We start from the raw sequence: 25,411 nt of genomic DNA on the forward strand, positions 1-25,411 counted from the left end.
AGGTCATGGACGAGCGCACCTGGGCGCTTTTGATCCGCCGCACGCGCAACCCCCGCTATGCCGATTTGTTCGACGCGTCGCCGGCCAGCACACTTGTCCAGGAGCTCGACCCCCGCTGTGCGACGGGCAAGGTGGTGTGCGTCTCCAAGCAACAGCGAAAGATGTCCTATGTCGTCGATGGCAAGGTGCACTTCACGCGGGAGGCGCGTTTTTCCAGGCCCGGCTGGGACAGCCCCGAGGTAACGGCCCGGCCTGTACCGTCTTGAGGCAGACTTCCAGGTCAGGAGAATAGATCCCCATCTAAAAATTGATGGGGATCTATGACAGACGCAACCTTGCCGGCAACCAGTTCCTTTCGCAATGAACCGCGCCGTAGATTCAGTCGAGAGTACAAGCGCCAGGTGGTCGAGACGGTATTGGCGTCTCCCAGTTCGCTGGCCCGCGTAGCACGTGAACACGACCTGAACCACAATCAGCTGTCGCGCTGGCGACGCGAGTATCAGCGCGGCATGTACGACTCGCCGAGCGCCTCGCCCCGCTTGCTGCCGGTTTGCCTGGATGCCGACTCAGTGCAAGAGGCAGGCGTGCCGGTCGCGGCACGTGCAGCGTCACCCGTGATGAGCCCAGCGCTGGAACTGCACCTTCCCAAGGGCAAGGTGGTGATCCAAGGGGCGATGACGATGCCGTTGCTGCGCCAGGTGATCGAGGCCATGCAATGATCGGTCTGCCCGCGGGCACCCGCGTGTGGCTGGCGGCTGGCACCACCGACATGCGCCGCGGCTTCGATGGGCTGGCCTCCATCGTGCAGCACACGCTGCTGGAGGATCCCTTCAGTGGCCATGTGTTCGTGTTCCGGGGCCGCCGGGGCGATCGCATCAAGGTGTTGTGGTGGAGCGGGGACGGCCTGTGCCTGCTGGCCAAGCGCCTGGAGCACGGTCACTTCGTGTGGCCAGCGGCCGAGTCGGGTGCCGTGCACCTGACCACAGCACAGCTCTCGATGCTGCTCGAAGGCATCGACTGGCGCCGCCCCGCCAGGACCACTAGGCCGACACAGACATAATGGTTTAGCGGTCAGATTTATTGCTCTATGCCATTGATTTGTATGGAGTAATGCTGCTCATCCGGGTAAAATAGTGGCCATGCAAACCCGTGCCCCGATACCCGATGACATCGACGCCTTGAAGGCGTTGGTCGCCGATCTCGGGGTCGAGATGCAGGCGCTGCGCAGCGAGCGCGACGCGCTCAAGCAGGCCGGGCGCGACGACAAGCACGAGATCCAGCACCTGAAGCTGTTGCTCGGTAAGCGCCTGCCGAGTACCGTCTTGACGGCATGACGGTAATCAGTTCGACGCGAGATCCACGTGCCAGGGCAACAGGTCGGCGACCTGGTTGACTGGATAGTCAGCGATCACCGAGAGTACGTGCCGCAGGTAGGCCTCGGGGTTGACGCTGTTGAGCTTGGCCGTCTCCATCAGGCTGTACATGGTGGCGGCCCGCTCGCCGCCACGGTCGGATCCCATAAAGAGATAGTTTTTCCGACCCACGGCGACACCGCGCAGCGAGCGCTCGGCCGCATTGTTGTCGATCTCGACTTCGCCATCGTCCAGATAGCGTGTCAGTGCCTGCCACTGGTTCAGGGCATAGCGGATCGCGTCGGCCGTGGGCGACTTGCGCGAGAGCGCAGGCAACTGCTCCATCAGCCACGCATGCAATGCCGTGACGATGGGCTTGGCCGTCTCCTGCCGAGCATCGTGCCGCACATCGGGAGGTTTGCCCCGGATGTTGGCCTCTATCTCATAGAGCAATGCGACTTGCTCGAGGAAGTGCGTGCTCAGTGGCGTGGGCCGGCTGACATGGATGTCGTAGACCTTGCGTCGGGCATGCGCCCAGCATGCCGCTTCCACGACCCGCCCCGAAGCATAGACCTCGTTGTAGCCCGCAAAGGCGTCGGCCTGCAGCACACCACTGAAGTCCTTCAGGTGGGTTTGCGGGTGAATGCCTTTACGGTCTGGCGAGTAGCGGAACCAGGCGGCGGGCGCCGCACTGCCGCCATGCGGGCGATCGTCACGCACATAGGTCCATAGTCGACCCTGTTGCGTCTTGCCTTTGCCGGGCATGAGCACAGGCACCGGCGTGTCGTCCGTATGCGGCCTGCGAGGGCTTCTTCGGACGGATGAAAAACGAGATGTACTATCACCGTGACTGGACCGACACGACGATTGGGGAATTCATGCATGCGATCGATTCTTATATTCGCTGGTATAACGAGCATCGCATCAAACTCTCGCTCGGCGGAATGAGCCCCATGGAGCACAGGCAGCGCCTGGGAATTACAGCATAATCAGTCCAAGATTTTGTCCGCACCCCCCTGTGGCAGTTTAAATTTCCCCACCCGGTTGGGAATCGTCTTCGTGGGCTCGAACGAGCCCGGCCTTGAGTTTTTCCTTGAGACGGTAGGAGTTGCCACGTATGTTCAGTGTTACGGCGTGATGCAGTAGCCGATCGAGGATGGCGGTGGCGATGATCCGATCACCAAAGACGTCTCCCCAGGCGCTGAAGCTTTGATTGCTGGTCAATATCATCGGGCCACGCTCGTATCGGCGGCTGATGAGCTGGAAGAACAGGTTGGCGCCAAGCCGGTCGATGGGCAGGTAGCCGATCTCGTCGATGATGAGCAGCCGTGGGGTCGTGTAGACCTTGAGCTTTTCGTCAAGGCGTCCCTCAGCATGGGCCCGAGTCAGTGTGGCGATCAGGTTGGCTGCGGATGTGAACAGGACTCGGTAGCCGGATTCGATGGCCTTGAGCCCCAGCGAGACTGCCAGGTGCGTCTTTCCTACCCCCGGTGGCCCCAGCACGATGACGTTATCGCCATGCTCGATGAAGTGACAGCTGGCCAGAGTATTGACCTGCTTGCGATCGATGGAGGGCTGGTAGCCGAAGTCAAAGCTCTCCAACGGCTTGACGAAGGGGAAGCGGGCCATGGCTGTACGCATGGTGATGTTCTTGCTCGTCTTGGCTGCGACCTCTTCATGAAGTACCTGATCGAGGAACTCGGCATAGGGCAGTTCGTGGGCCGCGGCGTGTTGCAGCAACGCCTCGAGCCGCTCGCCGCTCTTGAACAGGCGCAGCTTTCTCAGGTTCTCGCCAAGGCGCTCCAACTGGGCCGGCGTCGTCATGGCCGAGCCCTGCGCGGCACCCGCTGTGGATGAGTGCGGGGAGGTTGCCATCATGCGGTCTCCCGTCGATCGCCAACCAGATCTGCGCGCAGCAACTGATCGTACACGGCCAAGTCACGCACCTGCACGTCCTGCAGCGTCGAGCCGAGAGACGGCACTCGGGTGCCCACATCAGCGAAGCGCTGTCGTCCATTGCGGGCCAGGGCGCCCGGTCCGTGCTCGGGTTGCACGCTCAACTGCGCACGTCCTGCCAGCACGGGATGCTCGGCGACGACTTGGCCACGATGCCGAATTACCCACTGGCCGCCCTCGCGTATGACCTGGACGGTCTGGCCAATGAGCCGGAACGGCACCGAATAGCGATTTGCATCGATCGACACGAGCCAGTCTTCTGCGACCACCCGTTCGCGCACGGTCGCTTGCACGAAGCCGCGCTGCCCTGCGAGCGGGATCAGCGCCGCAGCCTCCTGAGCGAAGCGCTCCACCGGGCGCTGGTGAGTTGTGCCATGGACGCGCACGTCGGCAACCTCTGCCTGCCAGCTCGCCAGTTGCGCGTTGAAGTCTTCCAGATTCTGGAAGCGACGACCTGGCACGAAGTTGCGTTTGACATACTTTACCCCTGACTCGACCTTACCCTTGGTCTGGGCCCGGTAGGGCTGGCACAGCCGAATGGCAAAGCCCCAATGATCGGCGAAAGCCTGGAACCGTTCGTTCAACCGTGCCCGACGCACGCCCGCATTGTCCTCGAACGATCCTGTCGTCACCGTGCGCATGCGGTCATACAGCAGTGTCTGGCAGCAGCCACCGAAGTGTGCGAAGGCGTTCTCGTGGGCCGTCAGCAGGCTGGACATCCGCTCGTCCAGGAAACCCTCGGCATAACCGCGACGGCTGTAGCCCAGGGTCATCACGAACACGTGCACCTTCTCTCGTCTGTCACCCATCCAGACGGTAACCTGGCCCCAATCGACCTGAGCCTGTTCACCTGGGGCCGTCTCAAAGCGCCACTGTGTCAAGGACAATGCTGTCGATTGCGCACGCATGGGCCGAATCGCCACCTTGACCACTTCATAGCAGCCCGTGAAGCCGCGCTGACTACGCAGCTCTTGGTACAGGATTCGGGCAGAATAACCCACTTGCGGTGCCCGCTCTCGCAACCACTCCCAATGAGCGTCCAACAGCGTCGGACGCTTCGCCTCGCGCCGGTACGGGATCCACGCTTCCCGCTTCAGGCAGCTGCGCACCGTTTTACGGTCCAACCCAAGCGCTCGGGCAATCGCCGACACCGTCTGCCCCTGGCCATGCCGCCTGTGGATCTCTGTCCATCCATCCTGTCCGAGCACTGTCGCCTCCGTATCCGCATTGGTTCCGGACACGGTACTACTCACGTTACCAGGGCCGGCCTCTAAAGGACCCGGCTCCTCATCATCCCGCTGCCTGCGCATGACTTCGTCTTCCATCTGTCGCTCCTGAGAGAAAAGATGGGTGGGGAACTTTCAGATGCCACAGATGGGGATTATTGCAATGCCACTGACACCGTGCGGGCTTGGCCTGCTTGTCCTGCGCCGTGCTGCTCTGCGCCGGAATGCCGGCCTGGTCCTGCTCGGGGGTGCTGTCGGCCTCCAGCGCCTCGGCTTCATCGAACAGACGCGACTGCGCCGGCAGGTGCTCGGCCTTGATGCCGAACTGCCGGTGGCGCAGTAGAACGATTTGTTCGTACAGATACTCGATATGGCGCAGCAGGTGTTCCTGCACCGTCCGGGCCGCCTGTTGCTGCTCGGCAAGCTGAGAATGCAGTAACGCCTTGAGCGCATCCACGTCGTCAGGCAGCACCTCGGGCAGCGGTGTGACCGCTACCTCGGGCAATGCTATCTCTCGGCGGATGGGGCGCTTGGCGGCATTCACAGGCATGCCGCCATTCTACCGTCTTGCGCTACGTGACGGACGCGAAGTGCAGCGTCTTGTGCGGCCGGTGTGCCCACAGATCGAAGCCTTCGAGCAGCCACTCGAACTCCTGCAGCGTGACGCTGACTGTGACCGCATCCGCCATGCGCGGCCAGGCAAACTTCTCGCGCTCCAGGCGCTTGTACCAGAGGCAGAAGCCGTTGCGATGCCAGTACAGGCATTTGATCTTGTCGCGCTGGCGGTTCAAGAACACGTACAGTGTCGTGCCAAACGGGTTCAGTCCCAGCTCCTGCTCGACCAGCGCGCTCAAGCCGCCGATCGATTTACGGAAGTCCACCGGCGCTCGGCACAGGTACACCGCCTCGATCTGGCTGCCCGGATGCATCAGCGTGCGCCCTGCAGTGCCCGGCCCAGCGCGGCCAGCCACTCAGCTGAGGGCAGCTGCGCGAGTTCCAGGCGAACGCCGGGGGCCAGGACCAGCGTACAGCTCGCCGAGCTGCCTGGGCTCCGGTCTACGGCCACCTGCACGGGCAGGAAGGTCGACGTACCTGCTGCGCCATTGGCGCCAGCCGCGTGCTTCAATTGTTTGCGCCAGTAATACAGCGACGACACGCTCAGGCCGTGTTGCCGTGCGTAATCCTTTGCCGTCACGCCCTCAGCGTCAATGGCCGACAGGTGCGACGACCAGAATTCCATGCCTTGTGACATCGTTCAATTCCCCGGAAAGTGCGAAGGCTGAAGCTTCTCGTTTCCGGCAAATCACGACAAGGATGGGGTTAATGGATCAGATACGAGGGGCTCCGGTGTGAGCCCATACATTGCGCCTATCGGTTCGAGCGTTATGCCCACCCGTTGACCCACCCATTAGTCGTTCATCGTCGCGAGCCCCCCAGTCGGCCATTGAGATCCTGTACACGGAACGACGGTCGCCGGCACATCGCGACTTCACTCCTTCAAATGATCCACGGGCACTTTCAAGGCGCAACCCTGTTCAGCGCTTGACGACCTTCAACATCGGCATCTAAAATGAAATTCGAATGATTAAAACGAAATTAGAGAAACGGAAATAGGAGGCTGGGCATGGCCAAACGTGTAAGGCTTGGTGCGGGCTCGGGATTTTGGGGTGACGCTCAAGATCCGGCACAAGAGCTGTTGGAGCGAGGCAATCTGGATTACCTGTGCTTCGACTACTTGGCCGAATTGACGATGGCGCTACTGCAGCGGCAGAAGCTGAAACGGCCGGATGCGGGCTACGTGCCGGATGCGGTTCAGACCATGATTAATCTTTTGCCCCGCGCTACCGCAGTAGGAACGAAATTGATTTCCAACGGTGGCGGGGTGAATCCTAGAGCTGCGGCACAGCGCATCGCCGAAGGCGCGCGCCAAGCGGGACTTGCTGGCACGCGCATCGCGCTGATTGAAGGCGACGACATGCTGGACAAGCTCGACGACCTGATGGGGCAGGGGGTGCCACTCCGCAATATGGATACCGGCGACGAAAACTTCGCGGCCATCCGCGACCGCGTCGTTTGCGCCAATGTCTATACCGACAGTTCGGGCATCACCGCGGGTCTGGAAGGCGACGCGGATGTGGTGATTGCCGGACGTGTGTCGGACAACGCGCTTTACGTCGGCCCGCTCGCCCACGAGTTTGGTTGGCGCCGCGACACCGCACACATCGACCGTTACGCTGCTGCGGTGACACTGGGCCACATCGTCGAATGCGCGGCAGGCTGCTCGGGCGGGATGTCTTCCCGGTTCGCGGAGATGCCGCACATGGGGCGAGCAGGATTTCCCATTCTTGAAGTGGGCGCGGATGCCGAGGCCATCGTCACCAAGCTGTCGGGCACTGGCGGCCGTGTCGATGAATGGACGATCAAGGAGCATCTGGTCTACGAGGTGGGCGATCCGCGCCGCTATCTTATGCCCGACGCCGTGGCAGACTTCACTTCCCTGAAACTGATCGATGAGGGAGAGGACCGCGTACGCGTCAGCGGCGTGCGCGGTGAGGCAGCGCCCGACCTGTGGAAGCTGGTGGTCGGTTACCAAGACGGCTGGATCGGCGAGACCATGGCGTTTTTCCCATGGCCATACGCCTATGACCGCGCCGTAAAGGCGCGCGAAACCATGCTCGAACGTTTCGAGCGCATGGGACTGGCCGCCGAACAGATTCACTTCGATTTTGTTGGACTCAACACCTTGCACGGTCCCGCCGCCACCTTCCCGGGGCGCGAACAGGCCAACGAGCTGCCCGAAGTCGGGCTGCGTTGCGCGGTGCGTACACGCACGGCCGAAGAGGCCGACAAGGTGCGCCGCGCGGGCACGAACCTCTGGATTATGGGCCCGGGCGGCACGTCCTTCGGCACCCCAATGAAGCCGCGCCCCGTCATCTCCCTGTGGCCGACCCTGATCCCGCGGGCCGCCGTCGAACAGAAAACCGAAATCCTGAAGGCCTAAGGAGGGCTCTGATGACGCTTCAAGTGAAAGACATCGCCTATGTGCGCTCCGGTGACAAGGGGGACGTGTGCAGCGTGGGACTGGTGGCCCGAGGACAGCATGAGTACGCGCAACTGCTCGCGAGCGTAAAGCCCGCCGACGTCAAGGCGCTTTACGGCGATTGGGTCCAGGGCGAGGTGGAGTGCCACCCCATGGACAACATCGGCGCCATGATGGTGATCATGCGTCATGCGCTGGGAGGCGGGGCAACGCGCACCTTGCGGTTGGATCAGACGGGAAAATCGCTGGGGCATGCGCTTTTGCGCCTGCCCGTGCGTGATCCGAGCTGAATCCCTGTAATCCCACCGACGGTATTCAACAAATGGCTATTCTTTCTTCCCGCCCCGGGCCGGGCAGCCCGGACTTCGCCGCGAATTCGGCGGCGTATGAAGCATTGCGCGCGCCGCTGCTCGCTGCAAGAGAACGAGCGATTGCTGGCGGCGGCGAACGCGCGCGCCAAGCGCATCTGGCGCGCGGAAAGCTGTTACCGCGCGAGCGTATCAATACGCTGCTGGATGCCGGCACGCCGTTCCTGGAGGTCGGCCAGTTAGCTGCCGATGGCGCGTACGATGGCCAGTCGCCGGGAGCCGGGATCATTACTGGTGTCGGCATTGTGTCCGGCCGGGCCTGCATGATCATGGCCAACGATGCGACGGCCAAGGGTGGAACGTATTACCCGCTGACCATCAAGAAGCAGGTGCGCGCCCAGGCCATTGCACGTGAGAACGGCTTGCCCTGCGTCTATCTGGTGGATTCGGGAGGTGCCTTTCTGCCTTTGCAGGGCGACATATTTCCGGACGAGCAGCACTTCGGCAAGATCTTTCGCAATATCGCCGAGATGTCGGCCCTTGGGCTTAAACAAGTTGCGGCGGTGCTGGGCGCTTGCACTGCCGGCGGCGCCTATATCCCAGCGATGTGTGACGAAACCGTGATCGTCGACAAGGCGGGCATGATCTACCTGGGCGGACCGCAGCTGGTGCAGGCCGCTACCGGCGAATTGGTTGACGCCCAGGAGCTTGGGGGTGCGGACACGCACACCCGCCTGTCCGGCGTGGCCGACCATTTCGCGAACGATGAGTTGCACGCACTCGAACTGGTGCGCGGCATTCTTGGACGCTGCGAGGCCCCGGCACTGGCGCCGCCGCCCCGTCCGTGCCGGCCTCCCCGCTACGAAGCGGCGGAATTGCCCGGACTCATTCCCGCCAATCCCAAGCAGGCAATGCCTATGCTGGACGTGCTGGCGCGCCTGCTGGACGGCAGCGAACTGGTGCAGTACCGCGAACGCTATGGCACCAGCCTTATTTGCGGCACCGGCGCCATTGGCGGTTATCCGGTGGGCGTGCTCGCCAACGACGGCGTTCTTCTTGGCCAGAGTGCCCAGAAAGCAGCCAACTTCATCGAACTGTGCTGCCAGGAAAACATCCCGCTCGTATTTCTGCACAACATCAGTGGCTTCATGGTGGGAGTGCAGTACGAGCAGGGCGGTATAGCGAAGGACGGGGCGAAGATGGTCAACGCGGTTTCCACGGCCCGGGTGCCCAAGTTCAGCGTCATTGTCGGCGGCAGTTACGGAGCGGGCGCGTATGCCATGTGCGGACGAGCATTCGGACCCCGGTTCATGGCCATGTGGCCCAATGCCAGGACCTCTGTGATGGGCGGGGAACAAGCCGCCACGGTGCTGGCGCTGGTGCGCGGCGAGCAACTGGCCCGTCAGGGCAAGGAATTCAGCGCCGAAGAGGCAGAGGCCTACAAGGCGCCTATCCGCGATACCTATGGTGCCGAAAGCACCGCCCTGAACGCAGCATCCCGCTTGTGGGTAGATAGCGTGATTGAACCCGCCGACACCCGCGACTGGCTGACGCTTGGCTTGGCGCTCGCAGCCGCCGGACCGAAGGAACCCACGCGCTTCGGCGTGTTCAGGATGTAGCCCATGTTCAAGAGAATCCTTATTGCGAACCGGGGGGAGATCGCTCGCCGCATCGCGCGCACCTGCCAACGGCTGGGCATCGAATACGTTGCGGTGCATTCCCTAGCTGACGTTGGCGCTGCGCATCTGCGCGGCGCCATTCGGACCGTTTGCCTGGGCGCGGGGTCTGCAGCGGACAGTTATTTAAATGCCGGGAAGCTGCTCCAGGCTGCGCGCGAAACAGATTGCGAGGCAGTGCATCCCGGCTACGGTTTCCTGTCCGAGAACAGCGAGTTCGCGGCGAACGTGGAGGCCGCGGGCATGGCGTTCATCGGACCGTCGCCCGCCACTATTGCGGCGTTGGGAGACAAGGCGCGGGCAAAGGCGCTCATGCGCGCGGCTGGAGTGCCGGTCGTGCCGGGCACCGACGAGGCCAGCGACAATCCCGCCACCATAGAGGCGTTGGCGCGCGCCATTGAACTGCCTATTTTGCTCAAACCCTCCGCCGGCGGCGGGGGCAAGGGCATGCAGATAATTACCCAATACGACGACCTGCCTGGGCTCATTGAGTCGGCCATCCGTGTCGCCCGCAGCAGTTTCGGCGACGGCCGGATGATCGTGGAGCGGTACATCGAGGAGCCGCGCCACATTGAAGTACAGGTGTTCGGCGATGGCTGCGGGAATGTAGTGCACCTGTTCGAGCGGGAATGCTCGTTGCAGCGCCGACACCAGAAGGTCATGGAGGAGGCGCCTGCGCCGCACCTGCCGGAGCGCGCGCGTCAACGACTGCTGGAGGCGGCGGTGCAGGGCGCGCGCAGCCTGGACTATCGCAACGCCGGCACCTTCGAGTTCATCATGGACCGGGACTTCAACTGCTACTTCCTGGAGGTGAATACCCGCCTGCAGGTAGAGCATCCTGTCACAGAGGCGGTAACCGGGCTGGATCTCGTTGAATGGCAGTTGCGCGTGGCGGCGGGCCAGTCCCTGCCGCTGGCGCAGTCCGAAATCGCCTGCCACGGACACGCTATCGAAGCGAGAATCTACGCGGAAGACCCGGCCCAGGACTTCCGTCCTTCGCCCGGCACCGTGGTGCACGCTCGCTGGCCGTCTGCCCTGCGCGTGGACGCCGCGCTGGATGAATCGGGCGACGTTCCGCCTTTCTATGACCCGATGGTGGCAAAGATCATCGCCAGCGCGGGCGATCGTCCGACCGCGATTGCCGCCTTGAAGTCGGGCCTGGGCCAGACATCGTTGCTAGGTGTCTCCAGCAACCTCGGCTACCTGTTGCGCCTGCTGGACGACCCGGGAGTATTGAACGGGCGCGTGCACACCCGTTACCTGGACGAACACAAATCGCTGCAAACTCCGTGCAGCCGCCCGGCTGCCGCAGCAGTCTGCGCCACGCTGCCCTTGCCTGTGCAGTCCATGGCAGCCTCGCCCTGGCATGCCGGCGCGGCTTGCGGCGCGATGGACCGGGTGTTCCTGGATCCCGGCGCGCCTTTGGGGCGCGTGCGTTTCCTGCTGGACGCCGAGCCGGCATCGGTGGCTCTTCACGCCGTGGACGGAAGCGATGTCCGCGCGGGCGACAACCCGCAAAGCTGGAACGTGTCGCGCGATGCGTCCAGCTTGGGCGGCGTTGTGGACGGGTGGCGCTGGGACGCCTGCCTCGCGGCCGAAGGGTGGCATCTGCAGGTGGCGGGCGACCATTACTCGGTGCGCCCGGTTCTTCACGAAGGCAACGCCTCCGCTCGGGACGCCAGCGGGGCGACGGCACCGATGTCAGGCGTTATCGCAGCCGTGGCGGTGCAACCGGGAGACCGGGTGGCCCCGGGCGATGTCCTGGCCGTGATCGAGGCCATGAAGATGGAGTATTCGATCGTTGCCGATGTCGATGGAACAGTGGCGAATCTGCGCTACGGCCCAGGCGACAGCGTGCGGGAGGGCGAACTCATTGCCGACATCGTCCAGGACGACGCTGCGGCGATCGATGAGGGCAGGCAAATCGACGAACCGAAGTTTCAGGCCGGCAGCAGCCGCTAGGACCGAGATCATCATGCAGAAACCGCTAAGCCATATCCGTGTGCTGGACCTCTCCCGCATCCTGGCCGGCCCCTGGGCCACGCAGAACCTGGCCGATCTCGGCGCAGAAGTAATCAAGGTGGAGAAGCCGGATGTCGGAGACGACACCCGGCAGATGGGGCCGCCTTTTCTCAAAGACCGGCAGAGCGGTGAGAACGGCGACGCAGCCTATTTCATGAGCTGCAACCGTGGCAAGAAGTCCCTTGCCATCGATTTCTCGAACCCTAGAGGGCAGGAGATCTTGCGAGAGCTGGCGCGTAAGGCCGATGTCTTCGTCGAGAACTACAAGGTCGGAGCATTGAAGCGCTACGGTTTGGATTACGCCTCGCTTCGTGAGATCAACCCTCAACTGGTCTATTGTTCTGTGACGGGTTTTGGGCAAACGGGACCCTACAAGGACCGCGCGGGCTACGACTATCTGATACAGGGTATGGGTGGTCTGATGAGCGTGACGGGCGAACGCGACGACCTGCCCGGCGGGGGGCCGCAGCGGGCGGGTGTCGCTGTGGCTGATCTTTTGGCGGGGATGTACGCCACCACAGCCATTCTTGCCGCCTTGCAGCATCGCGATCGCGGCCATGGAGGCCAGCATATCGACATCAGCTTGCTGGACTGCATGGTGGGTTCGCTGGTGAACCAGTCGATGAACTATCTGGTCAGCGGGCGCGTGCCCCAGCGCATGGGTAGCGGCCACCCCAATATCGCGCCCTATGCGGTCTATCCGGCTGCCGATGGGCATCTGGTGCTCGCGGTCGGCAACGACACCCAGTTCCGCCGCCTGTGCCAAGCGGTCGGGCAGCCCGAGATTGGCACGGATCCGCGCTTCGCCACCATCGCCGACCGCGTGCACAACCGGGCCGAACTGGATGCCTGGCTGGTTCCCGTCACACGTTCGCGCCGGCTTGCCGACTGGACGGCGCTGCTGGAACGGGCGCAGGTCCCTGGCGGACCCATCAATGGCATGGACCAGGTCTTTGCCGACGAGCACGTAGTCGCGCGTGGCATGCGCGCCGAGTTGGAGCATCCGCTGTACGGACCGGTTCCGACCGTGCGCAACCCCATCCGTTTTTCAGAAACGCCACTGGACCCGGCCGGCGCGCCACCATCGCTGGGCCAGCATAACGAAGAGGTACTGCAATCACTTGGGATTGCAACGGAGCAGATGGCGGAGCTGCGTGCCGCCGGCGTGCTCTGACCGACCATCAAGATAACCAAACAACCAGGAGAAGACAGTATGCGCAGATCAATCAACGTGGACGAGAACGGGCTGGAGGTGCTGGGCCTGGGCTTTTACTGGGACGACGTCGAGCCCGGCTACCGCTTTCGCACCTTGGGCCGCACGATTACGGAGGCCGACATCACTCTGTTCATCGGTACGGTGGGCATGGTGGAGGAAATGTTCACCAATCTGGACTATGTCGCGTCGCAATCCATCATCGGCTCGCGTCCGGCTCCTGGTTCGCTTGTTTTCTGCATGGCCGAAGGGCTGTTGATGCAGAGCACGATGCAGCGCACCGGCATGGCGTTCATGGAGGCGGATATCAAGGTCCACCGGCCCACGAACGCAGGCGACACCATCCATGTCGAGTGCGAAGTGGTCGAAGCCCGGGGGACTAGCAAGTCAGAGCGCGGCCTGGTGCGGACCTCAAATCGGGTGGTCAACCAGCGAGGGGAGGTGGTGCTTACCTATAACCCCCTGCGTATGGTCAAAACCCGCCCGTAGCTCGAAGCCCCACAAATTTTTCACACGGGGACGCGTAGACGGCCCCGTTTCACTCAAGGAGACATCAATGAAATTTTCCCTGCTTTTCGGGTTGCTAGCGTTAACTGTGTGCGCCCAGGGCGCAGTAGCGGCGCCTGCCTCCGCCTTTCCCGAGAAACCTATTACGGTCGTTGTTCCGTTCGCTGCGGGCAGTCCTACCGATGCAGTGGCCCGTGTGCTGTCTGACTCGCTTTCCAAGCGACTGGGGCAGCCGCTGATCGTGCAGAATCGTCCGGGCGCCACCGGTATGATCGGCAGCGAGTATGTGGCGCGCGCGCAGCCGGATGGCTACACCCTGCTGTTCGGCACTAACACTACTCAGGTAGCGAACAAATATTTCTTCAAGAACGTGTCTTATGACGGTCTGAAGGATTTCGCGCCAGTCGCCATCGTCGGCGGCGTGCCGCATGCGTTGGTCGTCAATCCGTCCGTGCCGGTCAGTTCCGTGGCGGAACTCATCGCCTATGCGAAGGCCAACCCGGGCAAGCTCTCGTTTCCCTACGCCAACAGCACCACGCGCATCACCGGCAGTACGTTTCGCGTGATGACGCATACCGATATCTTGGAGATTCCTTACAAGGCTTATGGCCAGGCCGTGTCCGAACTGTTGGGTGGGCAGACGCAAATGATGTTCATCGATTTTTCGACTGGCCTGGCCTACATGACCTCGGGCAAGCTCAAGCCCTTGGCCATCACCCCGGCCCGGTCGGACAAACTTCCCGGCGTGCCCGCTATGAAGGAGGCGTTGCCAGGCTTCGAGATCGGAAACTGGAACGGATTATTCGCGCCAAAGGGAACGCCGCCTGAGATCATTGACAAGCTCAATCGGGAAATCACCGGCGCGCTTGAGCAGCCGGAGGTACGTAAGCAGATCGATGGCACAGGCTATGAATTGCTGCCGCCCATGGCGCCCCAGGCGTTCGGAAAATACATTGCCGAGGAGAGTGCGCACTACGGCAAGTTGACCCAGGCCGCGGGCATCAAACCTGAATGAGTATCGGGCCGCGCGCCGTTCGCGCGCGGCATGTACTTCCTTGATTTTCCTGATTAGCGAGTCGCCCTGCATCATGAATAAACCCGACGCCCCTGTTCTGTACTCCGTGCAAGACGGCATCGCCACGATCTGCATAGACCGCCCGGCTCAGCGCAACGCGTTGTCCATCGCTATCTGCGAGCGCCTGCTGGATCTGTGGGACGAGGTCGAACGCGACGACGCCGTGCGAGTGGTGATCCTGACCTCCGCCGACTGCGGCGTGTTCTCTGCCGGCATGGATCTTAAGGAGGCCGCCCAGGTGCGCGCCGAAACCGGCAAGGACATGCTGGAGATGCTGCGGGATCCCTTCCACCAACGCATGCGCCAGGTTCCCAAGCCGATCATCGCCGCCATGACGGGCCACTTCACCGCCGGGGGTATGGTCTTGGCTGCAAACAGCGATATCCGGATCGGCTTGCAGGGGACCCTCGGCGGCATCTCCGAGGCCAAGGTGGGGCGAGGGTCGCCCTGGGGAGTGCCCATGCTGTGGATGCTTCCGCAGCCCTTCATGATGGAACTCATGCTTACCGGCGAGATGCATCCCATCGAGCGCTTTTACCAATTAGGTTTCGTGAACTATGTTGAGGCCGCGCCCGATGCCGTGCGCGAGCGGGCCCAGGCTATAGCGCGCACCATCGCCAACAATGCGCCGCTTACCGTCTGGGCAGCCAAGAAGAGCATCGGGGCGGCAATGGACCTTGGCTGCGAGCGCGGTCTGGAGGCGGCCTGCCGGTACCATGAGCGCGTTTATTCGAGCGCTGACGCAATCGAGGGGCCTCGGGCCTTCGCCGAGAAAAGGGCGCCGCGCTGGATCGGGGCGTGACGATGGACGGCGCTTCGGCTTTTGTCCGGCGCGACGACGATGACGGCGTCGTCACGCTCACGCTAAACCATCCCGACACACTCAATCGCTTCTCTGATGGTTCGCAGTTCCTTGAACTGGCTGCGCACGTGCGCAGGGCCAATGCGGATCCGGCGGTTCGTGTCCTGCTCATCACGGGAGCGGGGAAGGCGTTTTGCGCGGGCGGAGATCTGCGGCACATGGCGGAACGAGAGGGGTTTTCCGCCGGGGACGTTGCCCAGGTGCAAGCGCGCTACCGCGAAACCGTGCACCAATTGCCAGCAGCGCTGGCCGAAGCGGATGTTCCGACCATTGCTGCAGTGAATGGCGCGGCCTACGGGGCGGGCTGCGATCTGGCGTGCTTTTGCGATATCCGGATCGCCGCAGAGAGCGCGCGCTTTTCGGTCAGTTTTGCCCGCCTTGGCATTGTGGCTGGCGATGGTGGAGCCTGGATGTTGCCGCGGCTCGTTGGCCGTTCCAAGGCCATGGAACTGGCTTTCACCGCGGAGTCCATCGATGCCCGGGAGGCGCTACGCATCGGTCTCGTGTCGGATGTGGCGCCGGACGATCGGCTGGGCCAGCGCGCCGCGCAATTGGCGCGGAAGATTGCGCGGCATCCTTCCGCGGCGTTGCGCATGCACAAACGCCTGCTGCGAGACGCCGAACAGCACACACTGGCAACTCATCTGGACGTGGTGGCCGCATTTCAAGCGATCGCACACGCATCTGAAGACCACCTGCGGGCGGTGCGCGACGCGGTTGGCGCCCTGGGGAAACCTCGTTAGTCTTCGTCTTCGGCGGCTAGGGCGATACGCTCGGCGATGGCCAGCAGCGACGCTGCAACCTGGCCCCGCAACACCGCTTCCGTGACATCCACACTCACGGCCATGGCGGCCAGGGCGAACTCCGAGCCCGCCTTTACCGGGGTGGCGATGGAGGCGGTGTGCGTGGCCACGGGCGCGGCCAGGTAACACCAGCCCGTTTTTTCCAGATCTCGGAACGCGGCGTAGACTTCGTCGAGCGGTCGCGACACGCCGGAGGGCGCGTCAGCCTCGATCATGCGGAGTAATTCATCGCGTTGTTCCTTCGGTCGTCCCCATAGGTAGGCGCGGCCGGAGGCCGAGACGGCCATAGGAAAACGAGCGCCGCTAGTCAGGCCCAGCTGTACCCGGCCGGCGGGAACGCAGTGCTCGACTACCAGCATATGCAGCCGGTCGCGCGTGCTCAGCGTGACATGGACGCCGAAGCGCTGCGACAGCTCGCGCATAAGCGGCCTGGCTGCCTGGCCAACCGCCAGACCCTTCTTGGCAGCTCGACCCAGCGCCAGGCAGGCAATATGGGGTTCGTAGCTGTCGCCTGTGGCCTGGAGAAAATGCTGGGCCTGCAACGTCTGGACGAGCTTTTCGGTCGTCGGGCGGGACAGCTCAAGTTTGCGAGCGATGTCTGCCAGCGTGAGTTTGCGGTGGCGCAGGTCGAACAGACGCAGCACCTCCAGGCCCCGACGCAGCGAATCCACCTGGGCGTCGTCGCGCGGCGTGCCCGGTGTCAATTGGGGAGTCCGTACCATTATTATTCCGCCTGCATATTGCTGAGTTCGGCTTCAAGTCGGTTTTTGAGGGCGAGCAGGTCCGGGATAACTTCCTGCTTCAGCCGCGGCAACTCCAGGGAATTCGACGGTGCGGCGCAGCCCAGGGCATAGGTGTGTGGACCTTCTGGCGTGTCGACGACCACTGCGGCGCCGTTGGTGCCGGCCTCAAGGGTGCCGGCCGCGATGCAATAGCCGTCGCTCGCCATTTGAGAAATGGCGGTCGGCACTTCGCGGCTCAAGAGCTCCCAAGCTTGCGGGTCAGCCGTGCCAAGCTTTTCGAGGAATGCCGTGCGTTCGGCATCGCCCATTGCGCCGACCAGTGCCCTGCCCAGGGCCGAGCGGTCAATGCGAAGGCGCGAACCGGCGCGCACCCGCAAGGTGAAAATCATGTCTCGGCTATGAGCAACCTCGTTGCAGACCATGCTGCTGGCATCGGGTGAGGCGAGCACGACGGAGACCTGATGCTGGTCGGCGAACTGCTGCATCAGCGGCCTCGCTAGCATGACAAAGTCCCGGTGCGAGGCCGCGATGAACCCAAGCGCAAGCACGGCCGCGCCTAGGCGATAGGCGGCTCGCTGGGCCGAATATTGCAGGTATTCTGCTTCCAGCAGATTGGCCGTGAGGCGGGATACTGTCGGCTTGGGCAGGCCGGTGAGCGCCGCGATTTCGGAGTTGCTCAACCAGTCATTGTTCGGTTCGAACGCCGAGAGAACGGTCAACCCGCGCGACAGCACCCGGACTTGGCGAATGCCTGGCTTTTCGGAGTACGAATCAGCGGATGTATTCATCGAGTCATCAAAATGAAATTAGACTCGATTCTACAGGCAAGCCCCGTGATATGGGCTTGGTTTAACCGTCGAACGCTCCCTAAAAGACCTTCGGACGACGCTTTAGCCACCAGCCGTATTGTTCTGGCCAAGCCAGAAACTCTGGATCGGCCTGCAGAGCCAAGCGGGCGTGCAGGGGCCAATTCGGATTGAGAAGGGCCTCCCGCCCGACAGCCACCAAATCGGCCTTATCCCCAACCAGAATCGCCTCGGCCTGCTCCGGATCAACGATCAACCCCACTGCGATCGTCCCGATGCCAGCCTCCTGCTTGACCGCCTGCGCAAAGGGAACCTGGAACCCCGGCCCGCGCTTGACGGCCTGCGGACCTTGTCCCGCCGTGGCAGGCGCCTGTATGCCACCGGATGAACAGTCGATCAGATCAACGCCCAGTGCTTTCAATTCGCGGGAAAACAAGATGCTGTCTGACAACTGCCACCCGCCCTCAATACCGTCGACGGCCGATATCCGCACAGATACCGGAATGTCGGAGGGCAGGGCGTCCCGGACGGCGGCCGCGACCTGAAGGGGAAAGCGCATCCGGTTCTCTAGCGACCCGCCATACTCGTCCTGCCGCTTGTTGGTGACGGGCGAAAGAAAGCTGTGCAGCAGGTAGCCATGCGCGGCGTGAATTTCGACAAACCGGTATCCCGCGCTGACTGCGCGGACTGTCGCGTCGCGGAAGCTGGCGCCGATGCCAGCCAGTTCGCTGGCCTCAAGTTCGCGAGGCACGGGCCAGCCTTCCTGTACCGGCACGGAAGAGGGCGCCGTGGTCTCCCAGGCCTGATCTTCCGAAGACAGTGCCAACGGCCGATTGCCTTCCCAGGGCCTGCCCGTGCTTGCCTTGCGGCCGGCATGACCGATCTGAATCGACGGCACCACGCCGTGCGTGGTCATGATGCGTGCTAGTTCCGCAAGTCCTGGGATCTGCTCATCGCTCCAGATTCCCAGGTCGCCAAGGGTTCCCCGGCCATCGCGGGTGACAGCCGCGACTTCAATCATTGCGCTGCCGGGTCCGCCCCGGGCCAGGCCGGCGGTATGGAACCGGTGCCAGTCCTGGACCAGTCCGTCGATGGCGGAGTACTGGCTCATCGGAGAGATGAGTACGCGATTGGGCAACTCGACGCCGCGCAGTTTGAACGGGGTAAACAGTTTGGTGTCCCGCATGAGGTTCCTCGTTTCGGATCGTTGTGTCATGGCGGAGGATCAGGCTTCGTAGTCCAGCACGATGAGCTGCCGGCTTAGTGCCGCGACTTTCTGCTTCAGCGGCACGTGGGCGGGAGCCTGCTGGTAGTGGTCGTGGGCGGCTGAGTCCACGAAGTCCGCCACGAATGCGTGGGTGTAGGAATGGGCGCGATCCGACGCATTGGTGGCAATGCGCAGGTCCAGGATACCCGGGATCTCTTTCTTGATCGTCTGGCACATGCCGACGATGTCTTCGTGGTCTTCTCTGGTGAGCGGGGCGTTGAAGCTGAGCATGACAATATGTCGAAACATGATGGCTCCGATCGATCAGGAAATGGTCAACCCGCCGTCGACGGCGAGGATGTGGCCGGTCGTGGAGCGGGACTCGTCGGAAGCCAGATACAACGCGGCGTGGGCGATATCTTCGGGCTGCACCAGCCCAAAAAGCTGGCCGTCCAGCGATTTGCTGGTGACGCCATCGTCTTTCAGCAGCTTTAGCACGCGCTCTGTCGCCGTCGCTCCGGGAGCCACCGCATTCACGCGAATTCGGTACTGTGCATATTCCACAGCCATCGACCGGGTCAGCGCGCTGACTGCGCCCTTGGCCGCCGTGTAGGCGTCCTTGCCGTGAGTGCCGATCAGGGCAAAGATGGATGTGCTGTTGATGACGGACCCGCCGTTCCCCGCGTCCATCATGGCCTGGATGCCGTAGCGGCATCCCAACCAGGTGCCAAACAGGTCGAGTTTCATCTTGGACCAGAACTCGTCCACCGGAGCGTCCGTCACGCGGCTGTCGCGCACGGTCGAGCCTCCGGCATTGTTGTACAGCACGTCAAATCGTCCGAACTCCGCCACGGTCCGTTTGACGGCCGCCTCCAGGCTTTCGGGTTCGGTGACGTCGGTGTGGATGAAGCGGGCAGGGCGGCCCGTCGATTTTTCGACGATGGCGGCGGTCTGCTCGCCCGCGGCGGTGTCACGCTCGGCGATAACGACCTGGGCGCCTTCCTGGGCGAATAGCAATGCGCTGGCACAGCCGATACCGGCGCCGCCGCCCGTGATGAAGGCGACTTTTCCTTCGAGTCGATGCATAAATACCTCGCAAAAAACGGATAAGTGGATGAGGGATGCGTGGGGGTCAAATGCCCAGATAGGCTTTGCGCACCGCTTCACTGCTGGCCAGCTCCGACGCCAGGCCTTGCAACTGAATCTCACCGCGCTCGAGGATGAAGGCGTGGGTCGCAATCTCCAGTGCCATCTCTGCGTTCTGTTCCACAAGCATCACATCCACGCCTTCCGCCGCGATGTCCTGGATGATCTGGGCGATGGTGTCGACGATGGCGGGCGCAAGCCCGATTGTGGGCTCGTCAAGCAGCAGTAGCCGCGGCTTGGCCATCAGGGCGCGGCCGACAGCAACCATCTGTTGCTGGCCGCCACTGAGACTACCCGCCGGTGACTTGAGCCTTGTCTTCAGAGCGGGAAAGCGTTCCAGCACGTCTGCCATTCCCTGCTGAATGGCATTCTTGCTTTTCTCGCGGTAGGCGCCCAGTTCCAGGTTTTCCCCTACCGTCATGGCTTTGAACAGGCGCCGGCCTTCGGGCACCAGGACGAGGCCCCTGGAGACGAGGGCATCGGGTGCCAGTCCGGTGATGTCTTCTCCATAAAGGCGGACACGTCCGGAAGAGGGCGCGACCAGGCCGGTCAAGGCCTTCATGATGGTCGATTTTCCGGCGCCATTGGAACCGACGATGGTGGAGATGGATCCCCGCTTCACCGTGAAGCTCGCCGCGCTCACCGCCGGCACGATGCCATACATCACCGACAGTCGCTCGACGTCGAGCACATTTTCGTTATTGTTCATGCCGCTTCCCCAGATAGGCCGAAATCACGCGCGGATCCCGCTGGATCTCGGCCGGGGTGCCGGTGGCTAGAAACACGCCATAGTCCAGCACCACGATGCGATCGCAGATATCCATGACCGCCTTCATGTTGTGTTCCACAAGCAGCATCGAAACGCCGTACTCCTCGCGCATCCTGCGGAAGATCGCCAATACTGACGATGCCTCGGTCTGGTTCAGACCGGTCAACGGTTCGTCCAGGCAGAGCAGGCTTGGCCGGGCGGCGAAAGCGATGGCGATGCTGACCAGGCGCTGCAGGCCGTGCGAAAGGTTCCCCGCAACTTCGCTCAGGACTTCCGACAGGCCCATAAGCGCCGCGGTTTCTCGTACGCGTGCGTCCCGTTCAGCTTTATGGCGCATCGTCGCGAACGTACCGACGACGATGTTGTCGTAGACGGTCATGTCGCGCAGCATGCTGTCGTGCTGGAACGTGCGGACCAGGCCCTGCCGGGAGATCCGGGCGGCGCTCTGGCCGGTGATGTCCTGGCCCATGAAGGTCAGCTTGCCGCCAGACGGCTTGTAGTAGCCGCTTACCACGTTGAACGTGGTGCTTTTGCCGGCGCCATTGGGGCCGATGAGTCCAAGGATTTCTCCTTTGCGGACTTCGAAGCTCAAATCCTTGACTGCCACCAGGCCTCCAAAGCGGCGGCTCAGGCCATCGACTTTAAGTAGTACTTGGTTTTCCATGAAGACCTCAGGCTTGGGGCTTCGCCGCGGCAGTCAGCCCAGGCGCGCGCTTGTTGAGGTGGCGGCCCAGGCCGATCAGGCCCCCCGGCATCAGCAGCACCGAGATCACGATGGCGGCTCCGTAGAAGATGTGCTCGTAGGGGCCGAAGCTCAGGGCGAACTGGCCGAGCAGCGTCAAAACGATGGCGCCGACGACCGCGCCCAGGATGTGGGATTCGCCGCCCACCTTCAGATAGGCCAGCGCGTATACCGCCAGCAGGAAGCCAAAATCCCCCGGACTGATGACGTTGTTCGAGTAAGCCAGTAGCGCACCGGCAATGCCGGCAACGAACGAAGAAACACCCAGGCACAGCACCTTGGTCAGATGCACGTTGATGCCGACGGTCTCGACGATGGCGTCGTTATTGCGGATGGCCACAAGGACTTTGCCGAAATCGGATTTCTCGATGAACCAGAGCGCCCAGAGCAGTGCGAGCACCACGGCGACGACCAGGGCGGGCAAGTAGCCGTCCAGGTAGGCCGGCGGAAAGATACCCACCATGCCGGAGCTCCCTCCGATGGCTTCGGTCTTGGTGTAGATCATGCGGATCACTTCGGTGAAAGCGAAGCTGATCAGCATGAAATAGGGGCCCTTGGCGCGCAGCGTGATGTAGCCGAACACAAGGCTGATCAGGCCGGCGAAGACTGCGCTTGCCACCAGCGTGAGCAGGAAGGGCCAGTTGAACGTGACGCTCCCGACACCCGCCATATAGGCGCCTAGGCCCACAAAGCCGGCGACGGCAAAATTCAGTTCACCGATCAAGGTGACAAAGCGGAAGCTGGCGGTAATCAGCACGTTGACGGCCAGCCACAGGACCAGGCTGGCGGCCAGGCCGCCGCCCTGAAGCAGGCTGGCGGCGATCGCCACCAGGCCGACCGAGGCGATTGCAGGGGTGAGTAGCGATTTAGCCATTGCCGAGAATTCCCTTCGGACGAACGAGAAGTACAAACATGGTCAGGGCGAACATCGTGATCGTGGCCCAGGTGGGATCGAAGTAGTAGCCGCCCAGGCTTTCGATGACGGCGATCAGCAGGCTGCCCAGGATTGCGCCGGGTATGCTGCCCAGCCCGCCGATGACGATCGCGATGAAACCCCGGATGAGATAGTCGCTGCCGATGATCGGGCTGGAAACGGTCACGGGCGATAGCAGTACTGCGGCGATCGCCGCGAGCGAGGTCGCGATGAAAAAGCCGGCCAGGGCGATCCGTCGGTACGGGATGCCCTGCAGCATCGCAGCCTCATGGTCTTCCGAGACCGCGCGCAGTGCCTTTCCCAGACGGCTTGACGCGATGGTCCAGCACATGAGAGCGGCCACCAGCAGTGCGCAGCAGGTGATGATCAGGCGCTGGATGGTGATGTAGGCGCCCATGATGTTCACCGTTCCTTCGACCAGCGCGGGGAGCTTGTTGGGAACGCCGCCGAAGGATTCCAGGAATATGCCTTGCAGCAACAGCGAGAGGCCGACCGACACCACAAAGGAGCCGGTCATGTCGCGCTGGAACCGCTGGAGGGCGAACTTGTAGATCACCCCCCCCAGTAGCAGCGTCAAGGCGATCCCAAGCACTCCGCTCAGCGCATAGGACGCAAAAAGCGGCAACTGCTCGCTGATCAGGAACGGGACTGTCACTCCCATCACCAGCAGCGGCAGCGTAAAGAACTCTCCGTGTGCGAAGTTGACGATTCGCATGACGCCGAAGATCAGCGTCAAGCCCAACGAGAACAGGATGTACGCCGCGGCGATCTGCATACTGTTCATGATTAATTGCATGTAAACGTCCAACTTGTCTCCCCCGACTTATCGCCGTCCAGCGTTCTGATTACTTGCCTTGCGCCAGGCGCTTTTGCAGCTCTTCCGGCACCACGCGCTCAACTTCCACGAGCTTTCCGTCTTGAATCTGCGTGATCATGACCGGGATGAGCATCTGCTGAGGCGAACCGTAGGTCGCCTCGCCACCGAACGCCGTCTTGCCGTACGACGTGTCAAAGACGATCTTGGGCATGACCTTCAGAATCTCGGCAGGTTCGATGCTTTGCGCGGCTTCCATGCCCGCCTTGAGGGCGTACACAGAGTCGTAGGGTGCGAGCTGCAGCGGGTTGAGTGATTCCCCGACGGCCTTTTTCATGCCTTCGTTGAGCTCACGTTGCTTGCTGGTTGCCTGCTGTCCGGCGTAATCGCCCGAAAAGCCCATGTACACCCCGTTAGCTGCTTGACCGCCAATGTCCACGAGCTGCGCTGCCCCCGTGCCCACCGGCTGAACCTTGACACCGTCCCATCCGAGTACGGCCAGTTCGCGGAAGAGCACGCCTGCATCGGCCGGGGGAGCAACGCCCAGGTCAATGACGTCCGGCTTCACCGCCGCGAGTTTTTGCGCAATGGGCTGGAATTGCGTGGTGCCGCGTTCGTACCAGTTGACTGACACCACCTTCACGCCAAGCTTTTCCCAAGCCTTCTGGGCGACCGGTTCGGTCTCCTTGCCGGTCGCGTCGTTGGGATTGAGCATGGCAACGGTCTTGATGGAGCCGTGTTTGGCCTTTACGTAGGCATACAGGGGTTCCAGGATTTCGAACGGCGTGGTCGATTGGGTCAAGGTGTAGGGCTTGGTTGGTCCCTTGACGGTCTTGCCCCAGGCCGAGGTGAACAGAATGACCTGGTTCCGCTCGGTGAGCGACTGCAAAGCCAGAATCGGCGCGGTGCCGATGCTGCCGACCACGTAGCGGGATTTGTCGCGATTCACGATGTTCTGCGCGACCTTGGTCCCTTCCGCGGCGTTGTATTTGTTGTCGTAGGCACGGACTTCAAATTTATAGTTGGTGCCGCCGATCTTCACGCCGCCGGCGTCATTGATTTCCTTGGCGGCCTGCTTGGCGGTCCATTCCTGTCCAAGCCCCCACGTTGCAGCGGCGCCTGACATCGGCGCGGATACGCCCAATATCAAGGTCTTGGTGTCCTGTCCGAATGCGGCGCCGGACGTGAGCGACGCCGTCGCCAAAGTCACAGCCGTAAGAACGCAGTTGAGGTTCTTCATCTTGTCTTCTCCGTATTTATAGGTGTAGTGATTCCCGGCGCGTGCCGGCTTTTACCGGATTCCCGGTATGTCTTTAGCCCGACTGAGGTGTACGTCCGGCGCTGGTCCAGCGCGTGGCCTCGTTGGGGCCGTGGTTGTCCACGTAGCTCGACACCTGCTTGAGCAGTCCGGGCGCAATGCCTGCCTGCTCGCTCAGTGCCAAGGCCAGGTGCAGATCCTTCGCGACGATTCGGTGGATGTCCGGGTAGGCGTCTTCCGTCGGCGACCACGCGCGGAATTGCGCGCGGCCCAGGGCCGCGTTGGCAGTCAGAAAGTTCCTTCCGGTACTGACGTCCAGGATGGGCGCGAAGCTCTCAAGGGAAACGCCATGCGCCTGAGCCAGTTCGATGGCTTCAGCGGTCAAATAGATATTTGCCACGCAGACCATGTTGTTGATGATCTTGGCGACCTGCGCAGATCCCAACGCGCCGCAGTGGAAAATTCGGCTACCCATAGCCTGCATCAATGGCCTGGCCAGTTCGGCGTCGGATACGGCTCCGCCCACCATGATCGTGAGCGTTCCTTCTTGTGCGCCCACGACGCCGCCGCTCACCGGCGCGTCGAGCAGGTGGGCGCCGGCTACAGCGAGCGGCGCCTCCAGCGTGCGCAGGGTAGCGGGCAGCGTGGTGCTCATCATGCACACGATGGGCTGGTGGCCGCTGGGAATGGCGTGAACCAGTCCGCCGTCGCCAAGCAGGGCGTCTGTAATTTGAGCGTCATTGGCGAGCAGCACAATGATCGCGTCCGCTCCAGCGCAATCCTTCACTTCAGAAGTTGTGGCGACGCCTTCACGGGCAAAGCTCTCGCGTACGGCGGCACTGCGGTCGCAGATGATGAGGTCAAAACCTCCACGCCGAACGCAGCGCGCCATTGGCGCACCCATGTTGCCGGCGCCGATGAAGGCGACTGTCTTGATGGATTTCATGAGCGC

The 25,411-nt window shown here is 62.5% G+C and carries 29 protein-coding genes and 2 pseudogenes; 14 read left to right on the top strand and 17 right to left on the bottom strand.

The genetic code is table 11. The annotated features are described in order from the left end of the window. Positions 1 to 5 precede the first annotated feature (5 nt). The 4 genes from BPET_RS05785 to BPET_RS05800 all read left to right on the top strand — a co-directional run bounded on the left by BPET_RS05785 (position 6) and on the right by BPET_RS05800 (position 1,334). Positions 6 to 266: a hypothetical protein gene (locus tag BPET_RS05785; RefSeq protein ID WP_050978207.1), complete on the top strand. Its 261-nt coding sequence runs from the start codon at positions 6 to 8 to the stop codon at positions 264 to 266. Positions 267 to 320: 54 nt separating this feature from the next. Next, positions 321 to 719, top strand: coding sequence for an IS66-like element accessory protein TnpA (gene tnpA / locus BPET_RS05790; RefSeq protein ID WP_012248136.1), 399 nt, complete (start codon positions 321 to 323; stop codon positions 717 to 719). Next, entirely contained in the window at positions 716 to 1,060 is a 345-nt protein-coding gene (tnpB, locus tag BPET_RS05795; RefSeq protein WP_012248137.1) for an IS66 family insertion sequence element accessory protein TnpB, read from the top strand. Before tnpA (BPET_RS05790) ends, tnpB (BPET_RS05795) begins: the two co-directional genes overlap by 4 nt. 79 nt (positions 1,061 to 1,139) lie before the next feature. Next, positions 1,140 to 1,334, top strand: a complete 195-nt coding sequence (locus BPET_RS05800; protein ID WP_012248138.1) for a hypothetical protein — start codon at positions 1,140 to 1,142, stop codon at positions 1,332 to 1,334. Positions 1,335 to 1,340: 6 nt separating this feature from the next. On the opposite strand, the pseudogene tnpC reads toward BPET_RS05800, so the two are convergent. Then, positions 1,341 to 2,147: pseudogene (gene tnpC, locus BPET_RS05805) on the bottom strand (IS66 family transposase); the annotation flags it as partial. On the opposite strand from tnpC, the pseudogene BPET_RS25785 reads away from it, so the two are divergent. Then, positions 2,135 to 2,341 (top strand): annotated as a pseudogene (locus BPET_RS25785) (IS3 family transposase); the annotation flags it as partial. The pseudogenes tnpC and BPET_RS25785 overlap by 13 nt on opposite strands. A gap of 37 nt (positions 2,342 to 2,378) precedes the next feature. Here BPET_RS25785 and istB read toward each other — a convergent pair. The 5 genes from istB to tnpA (BPET_RS05835) form a co-directional block, all read right to left on the bottom strand. After that, on the bottom strand, positions 2,379 to 3,158 hold the full coding sequence (gene istB / locus BPET_RS05815) for an IS21-like element helper ATPase IstB (protein WP_373559940.1): 780 nt from the start codon (positions 3,156 to 3,158) through the stop codon (positions 2,379 to 2,381). 68 nt (positions 3,159 to 3,226) lie between these two features. Next, positions 3,227 to 4,633, bottom strand: a complete 1,407-nt coding sequence (gene istA / locus BPET_RS05820) for an IS21 family transposase (protein WP_012248141.1) — start codon at positions 4,631 to 4,633, stop codon at positions 3,227 to 3,229. Further along, a complete protein-coding gene (locus BPET_RS05825; protein ID WP_012248142.1) occupies positions 4,599 to 5,084 on the bottom strand; it encodes an IS66 family transposase in 486 nt (161 codons plus the stop codon). The genes istA and BPET_RS05825 overlap by 35 nt, the downstream gene beginning before the upstream one ends. Positions 5,085 to 5,106: 22 nt before the next feature. Next, positions 5,107 to 5,463 (bottom strand): IS66 family insertion sequence element accessory protein TnpB, encoded by a 357-nt coding sequence (tnpB, locus tag BPET_RS05830; RefSeq protein ID WP_012248143.1) that lies wholly within the window; start codon positions 5,461 to 5,463, stop codon positions 5,107 to 5,109. Beyond that, positions 5,463 to 5,774: an IS66 family insertion sequence element accessory protein TnpA gene (gene tnpA / locus BPET_RS05835; RefSeq protein ID WP_050978208.1), complete on the bottom strand. Its 312-nt coding sequence runs from the start codon at positions 5,772 to 5,774 to the stop codon at positions 5,463 to 5,465. The genes tnpB (BPET_RS05830) and tnpA (BPET_RS05835) overlap by 1 nt, the downstream gene beginning before the upstream one ends. A 384-nt stretch (positions 5,775 to 6,158) precedes the next feature. On the opposite strand from tnpA (BPET_RS05835), the gene BPET_RS05840 reads away from it, so the two are divergent. The 9 genes from BPET_RS05840 to BPET_RS05880 all read left to right on the top strand — a co-directional run bounded on the left by BPET_RS05840 (position 6,159) and on the right by BPET_RS05880 (position 15,980). After that, positions 6,159 to 7,535: an acyclic terpene utilization AtuA family protein gene (locus BPET_RS05840; RefSeq protein ID WP_012248145.1), complete on the top strand. Its 1,377-nt coding sequence runs from the start codon at positions 6,159 to 6,161 to the stop codon at positions 7,533 to 7,535. Positions 7,536 to 7,546: 11 nt separating this feature from the next. Next, entirely contained in the window at positions 7,547 to 7,864 is a 318-nt protein-coding gene (locus BPET_RS05845; protein ID WP_012248146.1) for an AtuA-related protein, read from the top strand. A 32-nt stretch (positions 7,865 to 7,896) separates the two neighbouring features. After that, positions 7,897 to 9,501, top strand: coding sequence for a carboxyl transferase domain-containing protein (locus BPET_RS05850; protein WP_012248147.1), 1,605 nt, complete (start codon positions 7,897 to 7,899; stop codon positions 9,499 to 9,501). Between the two features lie 3 nt (positions 9,502 to 9,504). Beyond that, complete coding sequence (locus BPET_RS05855) at positions 9,505 to 11,520, top strand: acetyl/propionyl/methylcrotonyl-CoA carboxylase subunit alpha (protein ID WP_012248148.1); 2,016 nt, start codon at positions 9,505 to 9,507, stop codon at positions 11,518 to 11,520. A 13-nt stretch (positions 11,521 to 11,533) separates the two neighbouring features. Beyond that, positions 11,534 to 12,754, top strand: coding sequence for a CaiB/BaiF CoA transferase family protein (locus BPET_RS05860; RefSeq protein ID WP_191295211.1), 1,221 nt, complete (start codon positions 11,534 to 11,536; stop codon positions 12,752 to 12,754). 39 nt (positions 12,755 to 12,793) lie between these two features. Then, positions 12,794 to 13,282: an FAS1-like dehydratase domain-containing protein gene (locus tag BPET_RS05865; protein WP_012248150.1), complete on the top strand. Its 489-nt coding sequence runs from the start codon at positions 12,794 to 12,796 to the stop codon at positions 13,280 to 13,282. Positions 13,283 to 13,349: 67 nt separating this feature from the next. Further along, positions 13,350 to 14,315, top strand: a complete 966-nt coding sequence (locus tag BPET_RS05870) for a Bug family tripartite tricarboxylate transporter substrate binding protein (protein ID WP_012248151.1) — start codon at positions 13,350 to 13,352, stop codon at positions 14,313 to 14,315. Between the two features lie 73 nt (positions 14,316 to 14,388). Continuing rightward, complete coding sequence (locus BPET_RS05875) at positions 14,389 to 15,177, top strand: enoyl-CoA hydratase/isomerase family protein (protein ID WP_012248152.1); 789 nt, start codon at positions 14,389 to 14,391, stop codon at positions 15,175 to 15,177. 2 nt (positions 15,178 to 15,179) lie between these two features. Then, the gene (locus tag BPET_RS05880; protein WP_012248153.1) at positions 15,180 to 15,980 is read left to right on the top strand and encodes an enoyl-CoA hydratase-related protein; all 801 of its coding nucleotides are present in this window, start codon (positions 15,180 to 15,182) and stop codon (positions 15,978 to 15,980) included. On the opposite strand, the gene BPET_RS05885 is transcribed toward BPET_RS05880, so the two are convergent. From BPET_RS05885 to BPET_RS05935, 11 genes are all read right to left on the bottom strand, one after another. Then, entirely contained in the window at positions 15,977 to 16,744 is a 768-nt protein-coding gene (locus tag BPET_RS05885) for an IclR family transcriptional regulator (protein ID WP_223283382.1), read from the bottom strand. The genes BPET_RS05880 and BPET_RS05885 overlap by 4 nt on opposite strands. Before the next feature lie 20 nt (positions 16,745 to 16,764). Next, a complete protein-coding gene (locus BPET_RS05890) occupies positions 16,765 to 17,571 on the bottom strand; it encodes an IclR family transcriptional regulator (RefSeq protein ID WP_012248155.1) in 807 nt (268 codons plus the stop codon). Positions 17,572 to 17,650: 79 nt separating this feature from the next. Next, on the bottom strand, positions 17,651 to 18,775 hold the full coding sequence (locus BPET_RS05895; RefSeq protein ID WP_012248156.1) for an NADH:flavin oxidoreductase/NADH oxidase: 1,125 nt from the start codon (positions 18,773 to 18,775) through the stop codon (positions 17,651 to 17,653). 39 nt (positions 18,776 to 18,814) lie between these two features. After that, on the bottom strand, positions 18,815 to 19,105 hold the full coding sequence (locus BPET_RS05900) for a Dabb family protein (protein WP_012248157.1): 291 nt from the start codon (positions 19,103 to 19,105) through the stop codon (positions 18,815 to 18,817). Positions 19,106 to 19,120: 15 nt separating this feature from the next. Further along, positions 19,121 to 19,882, bottom strand: a complete 762-nt coding sequence (locus BPET_RS05905) for an SDR family NAD(P)-dependent oxidoreductase (RefSeq protein ID WP_012248158.1) — start codon at positions 19,880 to 19,882, stop codon at positions 19,121 to 19,123. Between the two features lie 46 nt (positions 19,883 to 19,928). Then, positions 19,929 to 20,651 carry an ABC transporter ATP-binding protein gene (locus BPET_RS05910; protein ID WP_012248159.1) on the bottom strand — a complete coding sequence of 241 codons (723 nt, stop codon included), beginning with the start codon at positions 20,649 to 20,651 and terminating at the stop codon, positions 19,929 to 19,931. Beyond that, a complete protein-coding gene (locus BPET_RS05915) occupies positions 20,641 to 21,375 on the bottom strand; it encodes an ABC transporter ATP-binding protein (RefSeq protein WP_012248160.1) in 735 nt (244 codons plus the stop codon). Before BPET_RS05915 ends, BPET_RS05910 begins: the two co-directional genes overlap by 11 nt. Positions 21,376 to 21,382: 7 nt before the next feature. Beyond that, positions 21,383 to 22,327, bottom strand: a complete 945-nt coding sequence (locus BPET_RS05920) for a branched-chain amino acid ABC transporter permease (RefSeq protein WP_012248161.1) — start codon at positions 22,325 to 22,327, stop codon at positions 21,383 to 21,385. Next, the gene (locus BPET_RS05925) at positions 22,320 to 23,183 is read right to left on the bottom strand and encodes a branched-chain amino acid ABC transporter permease (protein WP_012248162.1); all 864 of its coding nucleotides are present in this window, start codon (positions 23,181 to 23,183) and stop codon (positions 22,320 to 22,322) included. The genes BPET_RS05920 and BPET_RS05925 overlap by 8 nt, the downstream gene beginning before the upstream one ends. A 49-nt stretch (positions 23,184 to 23,232) precedes the next feature. Then, complete coding sequence (locus tag BPET_RS05930) at positions 23,233 to 24,441, bottom strand: ABC transporter substrate-binding protein (protein WP_012248163.1); 1,209 nt, start codon at positions 24,439 to 24,441, stop codon at positions 23,233 to 23,235. A gap of 73 nt (positions 24,442 to 24,514) precedes the next feature. Beyond that, positions 24,515 to 25,405: an NAD(P)-dependent oxidoreductase gene (locus BPET_RS05935; RefSeq protein WP_012248164.1), complete on the bottom strand. Its 891-nt coding sequence runs from the start codon at positions 25,403 to 25,405 to the stop codon at positions 24,515 to 24,517. Positions 25,406 to 25,411: the final 6 nt, after the last annotated feature.

Source organism: Bordetella petrii (genome assembly GCF_000067205.1).
GTDB lineage: Bacteria > Pseudomonadota > Gammaproteobacteria > Burkholderiales > Burkholderiaceae_B > Bordetella_A > Bordetella_A petrii.